Origin of the sequence: Bradyrhizobium sp., from assembly GCF_030646015.1 — a bacterium.
In the GTDB taxonomy this organism is placed as follows: Bacteria; Pseudomonadota; Alphaproteobacteria; order Rhizobiales; family Xanthobacteraceae; genus Bradyrhizobium.
In genome coordinates, this window is sequence record NZ_JAUSLT010000059.1 from 1 (window position 1) to 15,004 (window position 15,004).

The window sequence follows — 15,004 nt, forward strand, 5'->3', positions numbered from 1 at the left end:
GCCGTTCATGCAGCGGATCACCTGGTCGGGCATCGCGATGCACGCCGGCGTGCTGCCGGGCTACCCGGCGTCGCACGGCTGCATCCGCATGCCGATGGCGTTCGCCGCCCGGATATGGAACTGGACCAAGATGGGCGCGCGGGTCGTCGTCACGCCAGGCGAAATAACCCCGGCCAGGTTTGCGCATCCCCTGCTCGCCGAACAGAAGGTCGCGCCGCCGCCACCGCCGACGGCCGCCATCGAGCCGAATCCGGATGCGCCGCCGGCCGCGAAAGCCGACAAGGCCGCCGACGCCGCAGCAACCGTCAAGCCCGCCATTTCCGAGGCGAGCCTCGAACTGCGATCGACCGTCGGCCACGACGGCGGCAAGCCGGTCATGGACGAGACCAGCGCTTCGCGGCCGTTGCGCGACCAGACCCGCACCGCGGACGCCAGCAGCGCCATCCCGGCGACGAGCCCCCCGGTCACGATGTCCGATGCCTTGTCCTCCGCCGCGAGCACCGGCCGCAGCGCGTTGCGCGAGGCGGCCGTGGCCGCCGCCAGCAGCATCCCCCTGATCGCCGCGGACGCCGCCGCTGCGGTTGACGATGCACCGAAAGCCGAGGCGAAATCCGAAGCCGCAAGCGCGGAGGCTGAACCGGCCGCGGCAAAGCCCGACCAGATCGCTTCATCCGCGGACCAACCCGCCGAGACCAAACCGTCGGAAGCCGCGACCGCCGAGATCAAACCCGCCGAGAAACCTGCGGAGACCGAAGCCGCTGACAGCACCGAAAAGAAACCGGATGGACCTGCCATCACCGCGCAGGCGAGCGGCGATGCCGTAAAGGCCGAGGCGCCTGCCAGCGAAACCGCAAAGCCCGACGACAGCGTCACCGCGGCGACCGATCCGCGCCCGGCCGCTCCCGAGGTGACGAAAGACCAGACCCGCCTGCCGAACGCCGAGAAGGCCGTGGTCGCCAAACCCGAACCGCCGAAGCCTGCCGGCCGGATCGCGGTGCTGGTCAGCCGCAAGGACGGCAAGCTCTACGTGCGGGAGAATTTCAAGCCGCTGTTCGATGTGCCCGTGACCATCGCCCCGAGCGACCGTCTGCTGGGCACGCATGTGTTTACGGCGGAGGTCGACAAGGACGACGCCAATGCGCTGCGCTGGTCGGTGGTTTCGCTGCCGGTCGCGGCGCGCAACGCGCAGAAGAATGAGGACGAAGAGCGCTCGTCGCGGCGGCGCAGGATCGCAGGCGTTGTGCCGGCCGAAGTGAAGCAGCCGTTGCCGGCGCCGAACAGCCCGGCCGAGGCGCTGGACCGCATCACGATTCCGCCGGAAGCGATGTCGCGCATCGCCGAGGCGCTCAGCACCGGTGGCTCGATCGTGGTGTCCGACCAGGGCATCAACCAGGGCGGCGAAACCGGCGAAGGCACCGATTTCATCGTTTCGCTGCGGTAAGGCGATCTCGGGCGACCCCGACCGTTCGGCGCCATCGCTTTGCGGCGGCGGCTGAGCTAAGAGACCGGCGGCATGAACGAGCTTCCTACCCCGGCCCGCACAACCGCGCCGCCGATCGTTGCGGCTGATGACGCCTTTGGCCGGCTCAGTTTCCTCGGCTGGCGATGGGGATTGACAGCCATCGTCGCCGGTATGGCGGCATCGTTTTTTCTGTTCGGCTATGCGCTGGTCTACTGGCGCAATGCCGACATGGATTTCATGGTGGTCTACAACGCGCTTGTCCTCAACGACGGCAAGCCGCAGCGGTTCTTCGATCACACCGCCTACATCAGCATCCTGTCGGTGCAATACTGGTTCAGGCTGCTGCACGGGCTCGGCCTGCTCGACGCCTGGACGCTATCCGCCATTCCACCGGCATCGGATACAGCCGGCTTCGACGCGGCGATGACCAGCGCGGTCCGCGCCGGACGCGTGCTGGTCCTTCTGACCGCGACCGGCTGCGTGCTGGTTTTCGCCGGCCTGATCCGCCGCGTGGTGCGCGACTGGCGGATCGCGATGATGGCGATCTTCGCCTTCGCATTCTCCGGCGGCGTCGCCGTGCATTCGCGTATCCTGCGCAGCGAAATGCTGGCGGCCTGCCCGGTCATTTTCGCGCTGTTGATCCTGATCCTCGTCGGCCGCCGCGCCAGCCCTGCCCGTCCGCTGGCAATGGCGCTCGCTGCCGCATTATGCGTGCTCGGTCTCGAGAACAAGGTGCAGGCGATCCTGCTGATCGGCGCGCTGCCCGTCATGATCCTGCCGTTCGGCAGCGCCACCGGCACCAGCGTGGCGTTCTGGCGCCATTCGCCATGGCGCTGGCTGGCACTGGTCGCCGCGGCCGGCGCCGCCATTGCCGCTGTGGCGGCGGCGTGGCCGATCATCGCCACCGGGTTCGACCGCGCCTTGCTGGACGCCGCCCAGTTCCGCCCCTTGCTGGGCCGCTTCGGCATCTATCAGGCCGCGCTGCTGGTCCTGATCGGTGGCTGCATGGTCGCTTATGCCAGGATCTGGCGCGTCAGCGCCGCCGAAACGCTGGCGTCGATGTTCACCATGGCCGCCGGCGCATCGATTGCCCTGCTCGCGCTCAACCTGGAATACAACACCAGCAATGTCATCGCCGTCGTCAATCCGCTGGAGAAAATGCTGTCGTTTGCCGATGCAAGCACCACCAACGCCGCGATCGCCTCCGGCCCGTGGGGAATCCTGTCGCTGCTCGATGGCATCGGATCGGTGCTGGCGCGCTATGCGTTCGTGCTGCATCCGTCTCCGCGGCCGGCGATGTTCCTGCCATGGCTGATCGTCCCGTTCATCATCCATGCGTGGCGGCGCGACGAAAAGCTGGCCGCGGTCCAGGCCCTGGTGCTGCTGCTGGCAGCGATCGGAATCGACACGCTGACCGTGCGCCGCGGATTGAAATCCGAATATTTCATCTTCACCGATCCGCTGATTATCCTCGCCTTCGCTGTTCTGCTGGAGCCGCTGTGCGATTTGCGCTTTCACAAATGGGCCTATCCGGTCGGCGCGACCCTGTTCGTCCTCCATATCGCCGTCGGCCAGGCCGAGGCGGTCAAATACGCCACCAAGCGCAGCGGCCCGCAATCGATCTGCGAGTGGAACCGGCATTACCTGCCGCTGCTGCCGCTGCCCTGGTGCCCGGCCCGGGCATAACGGGGTGTTGAAAGCGGCCGCGCGCCGGGTGCGCTATCCTCGCCCGAGGCCAGACCTGAGAGGCATGACCATGATCGACCGCAGGACCATCCTCACGGCAGCGCTCGCTGCTATCGCAGCCCCGGCCTCGACATCAAGCGCCCTCGCGCAGGCCGCGGTCAGCCGGATCACGGCCTATGCCTTTTCGTTTCCGGCGCTCGCGGGCGGCGATATCCGGCTCGCCGATCATGCCGGCCGGCCGCTTCTGGTGGTCAACACGGCGTCGTTGTGCGGCTATACCCCGCAATATGCCGGATTGCAGGAGCTGTGGACGGAGTTTCACGGCCGGGGCCTGATGATACTGGGCGTCCCCTCCAATGATTTCGGCGGACAGGAGCCCGGCGGCGCGACCGAGATCGCGAACACCGCGCAGCAGCATGGCGCCACCTTCCCGATCGCGGCAAAGGCCATCGTGAAGGGCCCGAACGCGCATCCGTTCTACAAATGGGCCGCCGAAGCCCGCCCTAAGGATGTTCCCCGGTGGAACTTTCACAAGTACCTGATCGGCCGCGACGGCTATATCGCGGACGTATTCCCCGAGTCCGTCGCCCCCTCGGATACCCGCGTCAAAACCGCCATCGCACGCGCGCTCGCGGATTCCTGACGTTGCCGAATGAGGCGCATTGGCGACACATCTTAGGCTTTGGATAAAAGCCGTTGCCGTGGCGGCGCCGGTCCAACTAGGCTAGTATGATCACGGCGGGAAATGGCCCGGGCTGGTGCAACGAGCCCCGGGGCACGGAATCAGTTTTTTGAGGAGAATCAGATGCGTATTGCAGCAGGTTTGATCTTTGCGGGCGCGGTGTCGCTGTGTGCAACGGGTGCCGCATGGTCGCAGGCGACCGGCGCCAAGAGTGCGGCTGCGCCGCAGGCTACCGCTGCTGCGCCGGCCCCTGCTCCCGCGCCGGCCCCGGCGCCCGCAAAAGCCGCCTGCGCCAATCCCGACGCGCTGGGCATCGGCCGCATCGTGGAAATCGACACCACCGGCGGCCCCGGTTTCGGCTTCGAGCATTTCAAGCAGCTGGATTTCCTGCGCGACAAGGAAGTGGTGCTGACATTCGACGACGGCCCGTGGCCGGTCAATACGCCTTCGGTGCTGAAGACCCTGGCCGACGAATGCACCAAGGCGGTCTTTTTTCCGATCGGCAAACACGCGTCCTATTATCCTGAAATCCTGAAGCAGGTGGCCGCCGCCGGACACACGGTCGGTTCGCACACCTGGTCGCACGCCAACCTCAACAACAAGAAGCTGACCGAGCCCCAGCGCAAGGAAGAAATCGAAAAGGGTTTCAGCGCGGTGAAATGGGCGCTCGGCGCCGCGCCCGCACCGTTCTTCCGCTTCCCGGCCCTGCAGCATCCGCCCGAGATGGTCACCTATCTCGGCGAGCGCAACATCGGGATTTTCTCCACCGACCTCGACTCCTTCGACTTCAAGGCGAGCAAGGCCCAGACCATCATCGACAACGTGATGAGGAAGGTCGACAAAATGGGCAAGGGCATCGTCCTGATGCACGACTTCCAGAAGCACACCGGGGAAGCCCTGCCCGAGCTGCTGCGTAAATTGAAGGCCGGCGGCTACAAGGTCGTGCATATGAGGGCCAAGGCGCCAGTGGTGACCATGGCGGAGTTCGACGAGAGCGTCATCAAGGACATGAAACTCCCGACCGTGAGCAGCCGCCCGCTGAACAGCGTGGTGCAGACGATTTCGGAATAGCACCGAGCCGCGCGAGACCACGCGGATGTCGCAACTGCGCATCGACGGCTATGTCATCGTGTCCGCCGACGGCATGCTGGCGGACGCCGGTCGCGTGATGCCGAACGAGTTGAAATTCGAGGGCGACAAGCGGTTCTTCACCGCCGCCCTCGATTCCGCCGATCTGATCGTGCACGGTCGTAATTCCTACGAGGATCAGCCGAACTCACCGAAGCGAAAGCGGATCATCGTGACCCGGTCGGTCGGCGCGCTCGCGCCCGATCCTTCCAATCCCAGGGCCACCTTGTGGAATCCCGCGGGAGCCTCGTTCGAGGCCGCCTGCGAACGCGCTGGCGTCCGCGCAGGCACCGTCGCCGTGATCGGCGGGCCAGATGTGTTCGAGATGTTCATGGACCGCTACGACACGTTCTGGCTGTCGCTGGCGCCGCGGGTGAAGCTGCCGGGCGGCGAGCCTTGCTTTCCCGGCGTGCCCGCACGCACGCCGCAGGCGATCCTGAGCGCGCACGGCCTGACCGCCGGCGCGGCAGAGATCCTCGACAGCGCCGATGACGTCAGCGTGACGCCGTGGCGGCGGATCGCCTGACACCGCAGTTGCTGCGACCGGTTCCGGGAATGCGCAATTGATCCATTCAAACCATTGACGATTTTGGCGGGAACAGAATTGCTCGCGCAATCTTGATCGCCAATGCGACGGCATGACGGCCCGCTTCGCCATCTGTCAGCAAAATTGCCTTGAACCCGTATCGACCTAGAGTATACTTATAGCGACATACAATCTTTGATCGAATATTGAATCGAATTTTTGTTGAAGCTGCTCTCGAGCCTGTCACCCATTGGAGGTTACCATGGCGATTGGCGGCGAACCTGACGACACCAATCCGGCGGACGAAGGGACTTCACCATCCGCTTCGCCGCAAGAAGCTTCCTCGGGGACGGCAGCTGCATCCGCGGCGCCGGATTCACCGGATGAATTCCGAAGCTTCCTCGTTGCTCTGGCCACCGATCCCGCGAAACTGGGAGCCTTCATCAAGGATCCCGACGGCGCGATGGGAGCGGCGAACCTGGACCCTGTCGATCAGGTGATCCTGAAAGGCGCGCAGGCATGGATGATCCATGCCCGGCTCCTCGGTCAAAAATTTTCCTTCACCCCACCGGCCCCGACTCCAAACGTATTGGTGGTCGACATGGTCCGGCCGGCCGGCGCTGCTGCCGCCGATGCCGAGGATCAGCCAACTGTTCGCGGCAGTTCAGCTTTCCCGGCCCCTCCAACCCAAGGGAGTTTAAACATGTTTCCTAATTTTCCTCCCGTTCAGGTTCCGTTGCAGCTGGTAACGCATCCGCAATTCCCGCAGGCGTTTCCTCAGTTCCCGCAGATCTTCCCTCAATTCCCTCAGATCTTTCCGCAGGTCCATCCACAGGTCGTGGTGCATCCGCAAATCTTCCCACAGGTTCATCCGCAGGTCGTCGTGCATCCGCAGATCTTCCCGCAAGTTCATCCGCAGGTCGTCGTGCACCCGCAGATCTTCCCGCAGGTCCATCCCCAGGTCGTGGTGCATCCACAGATCTTCCCGCAAATCTTCCCCCAGGTTCATCCACAGGTCGTGGTGCACCCGCAGATCTTCCCGCAGGTCCATCCGCAGCTCGTGCCGCAGATCTTCCCGCAGATCTTCCCACAGGTTCATCCGCAACTGGTGTTCCCGACTCCGAACGGTTGAGAGGCCACACGACGTGGCCCGTCCATAGAAGCGAACGAGCGCCGCCGGTTTTCGCAGCTTGCGTTTGCGATGATGCGGCGCTCGTAAGTATTAGATGAGGTGAAGCGCCATGACCGTCCATGATGACCAGCATACGGACCAGCCGGACCCCGACGCAGCGGCGGCAGCGTTGGACGCCAAGACAGCGGAAGGCGCCGGTTCCAACGGCAAGCACAAGGGGTCGTTGGTAGTCGTCGGGACCGGCATCCGGACCGTCGGCCACTTGACGATGGAGGCGGTGGCCTGGATCAAGCAGGCAGACAAGGTCCTGTATGTCGTCGGGGATCCCGTCGCAGAATTGATGCTCAAGGAGCTCAATCCAGCCGGCGCCGAATCCCTGACCGGCATGTACGCCGAGGGAAAGCAGCGGATCGAAACCTACAACCAGATGGTCGAACGCACCCTTGAATGCCTGCGCGCGGGAATGCTGACTTGCATGGCGTGCTACGGCCATCCGGGAGTCTTCGTATATCCGTCGCACGAGTCGATCCGGCGAGCCCGCGCCGAAGGTTACAGCGCCCGGATGCTGCCGGGAATATCGTCGGAAGACTGCCTGTTCGCGGATCTGGGCGTCGATCCCGGCATCAGTGGCTGTCAGTCTTATGAAGCGACCGACTTCCTGCTCAACGGCCGCGTGATCGATCCGTCAAGCTCTGTCGTTCTTTGGCAAATTGGCGTCGTCGGCGACGCAACATTCAAGAAGACCGGATACGATCTGTCAGCCATGCCACTGCTGGTCGAGCGGCTGCTCGCGATCTACCCGGCTTCACATCCGATGTATTTGTACGAGGCAGCCGTTTTCCACGGTTGCGATCCGATCATTCGCCCAATCACCGCGGCGGAACTCGCTCACGGTCCGCTTTCGCCGGGATACACGTTGTATATCCCGCCCGCCTACCCGACCCGCAGCGACCCAACGACCTACTACCGCATGAACGCAATGATAGCGGCGAAACACGCGACATCAGGCGCTTCGATCGGCTAGCATTTCGAGGCTTTGGCTTCGGGCTGGGCGGACTTCGCGCATGGCCGGCGACAGTTCGACGATGGGGCTCATCAATCCCTACCTGGAATTCTACCGCGCCATGCCGGCGGCCTGTCGGCGCGATCCCTCGGTGCCGATATCGGCGGCCGAATTGCTGTCACCGCAATGGCTGAATCTGAAGGCGGCGATCGCGGGACATTTTGCCTGGGCGGTCCCGACCGAACAAGCGGTACGGACCATTCTGAAATACTCGGCCAGGGTGGTCGAGATCGGCGCAGGCAGTGGCTACTGGGCATGGATGATGCGCCAGGCCGGGATCAAAGTCGTCGCATTTGATGCCAACCATGCCCCCTTCACCTGGAGCGAGGTCGCTCATGGCGACGAGCGAGCGGCGCTTTTCTATCCGGATCACGCGTTGTTTCTGTGCTGGCCGCCCTGGAACAGCGATATGGCCTGCAACGCCCTCACCTGCCATCGCGGTGATTATCTCGTCTATGCCGGCGAATGGATGGGCGGTAGCGCGAACCCGCGCTTCTTCGCCCTGCTGGCCTCGACCTACGACGCGGTCGATGTGGTCAATCTCCCGCAATGGTACAATCGCGATGACCGTCTCATGATCTTCAGGCGCAGGATGCGCTAGACATCGCCATAGGCCGGCTCCGGTGTCTGCGACGAGCGGCCGTAGCCGGCGATGATGAACAGCGCGCCGATGATCGACAGGTTTTTCAGCGCCTCGATCACCATCTTGCCATCCGATGGCGTCGGTTGATTCCAGAAGTCGTGAAAATAGAAGGTCGCCGCGCCCACAAAGAAGATCAGCAGAATGGCAAAGAACCGCGCGCCGAAATTGAGCGCGATCATCAAGCCGGCGATCACCTCGAAGGCTCCGACCGCGATGGCGAGCATTTGTGGCATCGGCATCCCCGTGATGCCTTCGAGTTGCGTCACATAGGGCGCGACCAGCGCCGGCATCGTCGCCACGACCTTGCTCGCGATGGCATCCGAAGTGGCCTGGATACCGAAAAGCTTGGCTACTCCCGAATAGATAAAGAGCACGGCAAACAGGATTCGCCCGAAAGTAACAAACGCTGGCATGGTTGGCCTCGTTGAATGCTGCAAATACCGAAGTCGCGCCGGCGGAGCGATTATGGGCGCTCCGGCGTGGCTTTTCAAACGCTCAAATCAATTCCGCGGCTCCGTCGACCACCAGCGGAGCCGGCTTGTTTTCGCCTGATCTATCCGAACAGGCTCGGTTGCTGGCGGCCGGCGCGTTCCTGGGCTTCGACAGCGGCGACCGCGGTCATGTTGAGAATGCCGCGCGCGGTCACCGAGGGGGTGAGAATGTGCGCCGGGCGCGAGGGACCGATCAGGATCGGCCCCACCGGCAGCGCGTCGGCCAGCACCTTGATCATCTGATAGGCGACGTTGGCGGTATCGAGGTTCGGCATGATCAGGATATTGGCGACGCCTTCCAGCTTCGAATGCGGCAGGATCAGTTTTCGCGCGGTTTCGGATAGCGCGGTGTCGCCCTGCATCTCGCCGTCGGCCTCGATTTCCGGATGGTTCTGCTTCAGAAGCGCCGTGGCGCGGCGCATCTTGCGCGAGGAATCGGTGTCGTAGCTGCCGAAATCCGAATGCGAGACGAAGGCGACCTTGGGCTTGATGTTGAAGCGCTGGACATGGATCGCCGCCAGCGCCGCCACCTCCGCAAGCTCCTCGGCGGTCGGGTTCGGCCTCACCTGGGTGTCGGCGATGAAATAAGCGCCCTTGCTGGTGATCATCAGCGCCAGTGCCGCGAAGTCGGCGACACCAGGCATGAAGCCGACGATCTCGCGGACATGGCGCAGATGGCTCATGTAACGGCCTTCGACGCCGCAGATCATGGCGTCGGCTTCGCCGCGCATCACCGCGAGTGCGGCGATCACTGTCGCGTTGGTGCGCACCACCGTGCGCGCCGCATCGGGAGTCACGCCGTGCCGGCCGGCGGCATCGATATAGGACTGCACGTAGGAGCGGTAACGCGGATCGTCCTCGGGATTGACGAGGTCGAAATCCTGGCCGGCCCTGATCGACAGACCGAACCGCTTGATCCGCGCCTCCACCACCGACGGACGTCCGACCAGGATCGGCCGCGCCAGCTTCTCCTCCAGCACGACCTGGGTCGCGTGCAGCACGCGTTCGTCCTCGCCTTCGGCATAGATCACGCGGACCGGCTGGGTCTTGGCCTTGGCGAACATCGGCTTCATGACGAGGCCGGAACGGAACGCGAAGCGCTCGAGCTGCGCGCTGTAGTCGTCGAAGTCAGCGATCGGCCGCGAGGCCACGCCCGACTCCATCGCCGCCTTCGCCACCGCCGGCGCAATGCGCAGGATCAGCCGCGGGTCGAACGGACTTGGGATCAGCGAGCCGGGCCCGAACCCCTGCGCTTCGCCGCTGTCAAAACCGGGGGACACCGCATCCGACGGCGGATCGCGTGCCAGCTGCGCGATCGCATCGACCGCGGCCTTCTTCATCTCCTCGTTGATCGCGGTGGCGCCGACGTCGAGCGCGCCGCGGAAGATGAAGGGAAAGCACAGGACGTTGTTGACCTGGTTGGGAAAGTCGGAGCGCCCGGTGCAGATCATCGCGTCAGCGCGGGCCTTGCGGGCCTCGTCCGGCATGATTTCGGGGGTTGGATTGGCCAGCGCCATCACCAGCGGCCGGTCCGCCATCGCCTTGACCATGTCAGGCGTCAGCACGTTGGGCGCCGAAAGCCCCAGAAAAATATCGGCGTCGCCGATCACTTCCGCCAGCACGCGCTTGTCGGTCTTCTGCGCATAGACCGACTTCCAGCGGTCCATCAGCGTGTTGCGGCCTTCATGCACCACGCCGTCGATGTCGCAGACCCAGATATTCTTGCGCTGCGCGCCCATCGAGACCAGCAGATTGAGGCAAGCGATGGCAGCTGCGCCGGCGCCGGAGGTGACGATCTTGACGTCGGCCAGCTTCTTGCCGTTGAGCAGCAAGGCATTGGTGATCGCGGCGGCGACAATAATGGCGGTGCCGTGCTGGTCGTCGTGGAATACCGGGATCTTCATGCGCGCCTTGAGCTGCGCCTCGATCTCGAAGCACTCCGGCCCCTTGATGTCCTCCAGATTGATGCCGCCGAAGGTCGGCTCGAGCGCGGCCACGGTCTCGACCACGCGCTCGACGGTGTCGGCGGCGATTTCGATGTCGAACACGTCGATGCCGGCGAATTTCTTGAACAGAACCGCCTTGCCTTCCATGACGGGCTTCGACGCCAGCGGACCGATATTGCCGAGGCCGAGCACCGCGGTGCCGTTGGAGACGACGGCGACCAGATTGGCGCGGATGGTCAGGGATGCGGCTTCCGCCGGATCGGCGGCGATGGCCATGCAGGCCGCCGCCACGCCCGGCGAATAGGCCAGCGCGAGGTCGCGCTGGTTGGCGAGCGGCTTGATCGCCTGGATCTCGAGTTTGCCCGGCCGCGGCAGCCGGTGATATGCCAGCGCCGCGGATTGCAGGTCTTCAGAATGGGACGACATTGGTTTCCCCCGGCGACTTTCCTTGACCCCGAATTCAGACTTCGGTGATCGGACGTGAGCTAGTTTTTGTCCGGCAGATTGAGCCGGATGTGCAGCTCGCGCAATTGCTTCGGCGCCACGTCCGATGGCGCTCCCATCAGCAGGTCTTCGGCCCGCTGGTTCATCGGGAACAGCGAGATTTCGCGCAGATTGGTGGTGCCGCAGAGCAGCATGACGATGCGGTCGACGCCGGCCGCCATGCCGCCATGCGGCGGCGCGCCATACTGGAACGCACGGTACATGCCGCCGAAACGCTCGACCACGTCGCTCTCGCCATAGCCGGCGATCTCGAACGCCTTCACCATCGCCTCGGGCCGGTGGTTGCGGATACCGCCGGAAGCGATCTCGTAGCCGTTGCAGGTGATGTCGTACTGGAACGCCTTGATGGTCAGCGGGTCCTGGGTTTGCAGCGCCTCGAGACCGCCCTGCGGCATCGAGAACGGGTTGTGCGAGAAGTCGATTTTTTTCTCGGTCTCGTCGTATTCGTACATCGGGAAGTCGACGATCCAGGCGAGTTCGAACCGATCCTTGTCGATCAGGTTCAATTCCTCGCCGAGTTTCGTTCGCGCGAGCCCCGAAAACTTCCAGAACTTTTCTGGATCGCCGGCGACGAAGAAGGCGGCATCGCCTTCCTTCAGGCCCAGGGCATCGCGGATCGCGGCGGTCCGTTCCAGGCCGATGTTGTTGGCGAGCGGACCGGCGCCCTCGCCGCCCTCGCGCCACATGATGTAGCCGAGACCGGGCTGGCCCTCGCCTTGCGCCCAGGAGTTCATCCGGTCGCAGAATGCGCGTGAGCCGCCGCCCTTGCCCGGGATCGCCCAGACCTGGTTCTTGGGGTCTTCCAGCATCCGCGCGAACACCTTGAAGCCGGAGCCGCGGAAATGCTCGGAGACGTCCCGCATCACAATCGGATTGCGCAGATCCGGCTTGTCGCTGCCGTATTTGCGCAAGGCCTCCGCGAACGGGATCCGCGGCCATGTCTTTGTCACCGGCTTGCCCTTGGCGAACTCCTCGAACACGCCCGTAACAACCGGCTCCATCGCGGCAAACACGTCGTCTTGCGTCACAAAACTCATTTCGACGTCGAGTTGATAAAACTCGCCCGGCAAGCGATCGGCGCGCGGGTCCTCGTCGCGAAAACACGGCGCGATCTGGAAGTAGCGGTCGAAGCCCGACATCATCAGCAGCTGCTTGTACTGCTGCGGCGCCTGCGGCAGCGCGTAGAACTTGCCCGGATGAATCCTTGATGGCACCAGGAAGTCGCGCGCGCCTTCCGGCGACGACGCGGTCAGGATCGGGGTCTGGAATTCGAAGAAGCCCTGCTCCTTCATCCGTTTGCGCATGGAATCGACGATCGCGCCGCGGGTCATGATGTTCTGGTGCAGCTTGTCGCGGCGAAGGTCGAGGAAACGGTACTTAAGCCTTATATCCTCAGGATATTCCTGCTCGCCGAACACCGGCAGCGGCAGTTCGGCGGCCGGACCCAGCACCTCGATTTCGCTGACATAAAGCTCGACCATGCCGGTTGGCAAATCCGGATTGTCGGTGCCGGCGGGCCGCCGGCGGACCTTGCCGTCGATCCGCACCACCCACTCCGCGCGCAGCTTTTCGGCATCCTTGAAGGCCGCGGAATCCGGATCGACCACGCATTGGGTGAGCCCGTAATGGTCGCGCAGGTCGATGAACAGCAAGCCGCCATGGTCGCGGATACGATGGCACCAGCCCGACAGCCGAACCGTCTGGTCGATTTCGCTCTCACGGAGCGCGCCGCATGTATGTGACCGGTAGCGATGCATGGTATTCCCAAAAACAGATGTCGGAGAGGTCGAATCGAGGCCAAGAGCCCGTCCGAGGAGGGTCAGGGTTTACCCGACGCGGTCAGGCGCGGCAACCGAAGGCGGGGTCGATTTTGGCCGCCGAAACCGGCGTTGGGACCGGAAAAACGGGCAAAAAACCGGACCATCCGCGGGCAATGGCCGAAGACGATTGTCTATTCTCCCCGCGCGCCTATCTTGAAGTCCATGACGGTCCATTTTCCCTTCCAGAACACCTATGCGGCGCTGCCGGCGAGCTTTTTCGCCCGTGTGGTGCCGACCCCGGTCGCCGCGCCGCGCCTGATCAAGCTGAACCGGCCGCTGGCGGTGCAGCTCGGCCTCGATCCCGACCTGCTCGAAAGCCCCGACGGGGCCGATATCCTGGCGGGCAAGCGGATCCCCGAGGGCGCCGACCCAATCGCGATGGCCTATGCCGGTCACCAGTTCGGCCATTTCGTGCCGCAGCTCGGCGACGGCCGCGCGATTTTGCTCGGTGAAGTCATCGATGCCGACGGCGTGCGCCGCGACATCCAGCTCAAGGGCTCCGGCCCGACGCCATTCTCGCGCCGCGGCGACGGCCGCGCTGCGCTCGGCCCGGTGCTGCGCGAATACATCGTCAGCGAGGCGATGGCAGCACTCGGCATTCCCACCACGCGGTCGCTCGCCGCCGTGATCACGGGAGAGAACGTGATGCGCGAGACGCCGTTGCCCGGCGCCGTGCTGACCCGCGTCGCCTCCAGCCATATTCGCGTCGGCACCTTCCAGTATTTCGCGGCGCGCAGCGACACCGAGGGCGTGCGGCGGCTGGCCGATCACGTCATCGCCAGGCACTACCCGCACGCCGCCGAGGCCGAGCGGCCCTATCGCGCGCTGCTCGAAGCCGTAATCGCGCGGCAGGCCGATCTGGTGGCGCGCTGGCTGCTGGTCGGATTTATCCACGGCGTCATGAACACCGACAATTCCTCCGTTGCGGGCGAGACCATCGACTACGGCCCCTGCGCGTTCATGGATCACTACGACCCCGCCAAGGTGTTCAGCTCGATCGACGAACAGGGCCGCTACGCCTATGCCAACCAGCCGCGGATCGCGCTCTGGAATTTGACACGCCTGGCGGAATGCCTGCTGCCGCTGCTGTCGGACGACAAGGACAAGGCGATCGAGGAAGCCCAGATCGTCCTCGGCGGGTTCGCGGAGCAGTTCACGTCGGCCTATCAGAGCGGCCTGCGCCGGAAGATCGGCCTGTTCACGGCGCGCGACGGCGACGAGGCGCTGGTGCAGGACCTCTTGGACGCGATGGCGAAGAACCAGGCCGACTTCACCCTGACCTTCCGGCGCCTGAGCGACGCCGCGCTCGATCCCGACGGCGATACCGAAGTCCGGCAATTGTTCGCCGAACCAACAGCCTATGACGAATGGGCCGCACGTTGGCGGCAACGGATTCTTGAGGAGCCCCAGCCCCCCGCCGAGCGGCAGGCCGCGATGCGGTCGGTCAATCCGGCCTTCATCCCGCGCAATCACCAGATAGAAGCGGTGATCGAAGCCGCCGTGAACCGCGACGATTTCGCGCCGTTCGAGGAAATGCTGACGGTGCTGGCCAAGCCGTATCAGGACCAGCCGGCGTTTGCGGGCTACGCCGATCCGCCGCAGCCGCACCAGTGCGTGCTGCGAACGTTTTGCGGGACGTGAAAGCCTTCGCCGTTAACCCCGTTTTTTAAACGCGCATGCACCATCCGATCGCGCACCCGGGCCTGCGGTTCCCTAAATTAACAATCAGTCAATGGGTTCCCTACAAGTCTAACGGCCTGGCTGGGGAAACTATCGTGTTTGACGTATTGGTATTTGAGTTCATGGGTTTGGCGATGCTGGCGCTCTGCATCATCGTGCTGGCCACCCCGTCGCAACGGCGGCGCTCGCGGCAGGTTGGCGACTACTGACGGGACCCATTTGCGGGACGGGTGGACTTGAC

12 protein-coding genes are annotated in these 15,004 nt (G+C 64.3%); 9 read left to right on the forward strand and 3 right to left on the reverse strand.

Features of this window, described 5'->3' with window-relative positions; genetic code table 11:
- From Q7T45_RS08355 to Q7T45_RS08390, 8 genes are all read left to right on the forward strand, one after another.
- The coding region (locus Q7T45_RS08355) for a L,D-transpeptidase family protein (RefSeq protein WP_304869614.1) at window positions 1-1,441 on the forward strand (1,441 nt) is incomplete at its 5' end.
- Window positions 1,442-1,513: 72 nt separating this feature from the next.
- A complete protein-coding gene (locus Q7T45_RS08360; protein WP_304869616.1) occupies window positions 1,514-3,148 on the forward strand; it encodes a hypothetical protein in 1,635 nt (544 codons plus the stop codon).
- Window positions 3,149-3,218: 70 nt separating this feature from the next.
- Window positions 3,219-3,791: a glutathione peroxidase gene (locus Q7T45_RS08365; protein WP_304869618.1), complete on the forward strand. Its 573-nt coding sequence runs from the start codon at window positions 3,219-3,221 to the stop codon at window positions 3,789-3,791.
- 162 nt (window positions 3,792-3,953) lie between these two features.
- A complete protein-coding gene (locus Q7T45_RS08370; RefSeq protein ID WP_304869620.1) occupies window positions 3,954-4,901 on the forward strand; it encodes a polysaccharide deacetylase family protein in 948 nt (315 codons plus the stop codon).
- A 25-nt stretch (window positions 4,902-4,926) separates the two neighbouring features.
- Window positions 4,927-5,484 (forward strand): dihydrofolate reductase family protein, encoded by a 558-nt coding sequence (locus Q7T45_RS08375; protein WP_304869622.1) that lies wholly within the window; start codon window positions 4,927-4,929, stop codon window positions 5,482-5,484.
- A 262-nt stretch (window positions 5,485-5,746) separates the two neighbouring features.
- On the forward strand, window positions 5,747-6,616 hold the full coding sequence (locus Q7T45_RS08380; RefSeq protein ID WP_304869623.1) for a hypothetical protein: 870 nt from the start codon (window positions 5,747-5,749) through the stop codon (window positions 6,614-6,616).
- Window positions 6,617-6,725: 109 nt separating this feature from the next.
- The gene (locus Q7T45_RS08385; RefSeq protein ID WP_304869625.1) at window positions 6,726-7,640 is read left to right on the forward strand and encodes an SAM-dependent methyltransferase; all 915 of its coding nucleotides are present in this window, start codon (window positions 6,726-6,728) and stop codon (window positions 7,638-7,640) included.
- A gap of 40 nt (window positions 7,641-7,680) precedes the next feature.
- Entirely contained in the window at window positions 7,681-8,280 is a 600-nt protein-coding gene (locus Q7T45_RS08390; protein ID WP_304869627.1) for a hypothetical protein, read from the forward strand.
- Here Q7T45_RS08390 and Q7T45_RS08395 read toward each other — a convergent pair.
- From Q7T45_RS08395 to aspS, 3 genes are all read right to left on the reverse strand, one after another.
- A complete protein-coding gene (locus Q7T45_RS08395; RefSeq protein ID WP_304869629.1) occupies window positions 8,277-8,735 on the reverse strand; it encodes a DoxX family protein in 459 nt (152 codons plus the stop codon). The two genes, Q7T45_RS08390 and Q7T45_RS08395, sit on opposite strands and share 4 nt — an antisense overlap.
- Before the next feature lie 140 nt (window positions 8,736-8,875).
- A complete protein-coding gene (locus tag Q7T45_RS08400; RefSeq protein ID WP_304869631.1) occupies window positions 8,876-11,185 on the reverse strand; it encodes an NADP-dependent malic enzyme in 2,310 nt (769 codons plus the stop codon).
- A 59-nt stretch (window positions 11,186-11,244) separates the two neighbouring features.
- Window positions 11,245-13,020 (reverse strand): aspartate--tRNA ligase, encoded by a 1,776-nt coding sequence (gene aspS / locus Q7T45_RS08405; RefSeq protein WP_304869633.1) that lies wholly within the window; start codon window positions 13,018-13,020, stop codon window positions 11,245-11,247.
- 225 nt (window positions 13,021-13,245) lie between these two features.
- Here aspS and Q7T45_RS08410 point away from each other — a divergent pair, with 225 nt between their 5' ends.
- Window positions 13,246-14,724 (forward strand): YdiU family protein, encoded by a 1,479-nt coding sequence (locus tag Q7T45_RS08410; RefSeq protein ID WP_304869635.1) that lies wholly within the window; start codon window positions 13,246-13,248, stop codon window positions 14,722-14,724.
- Window positions 14,725-15,004: the final 280 nt, after the last annotated feature.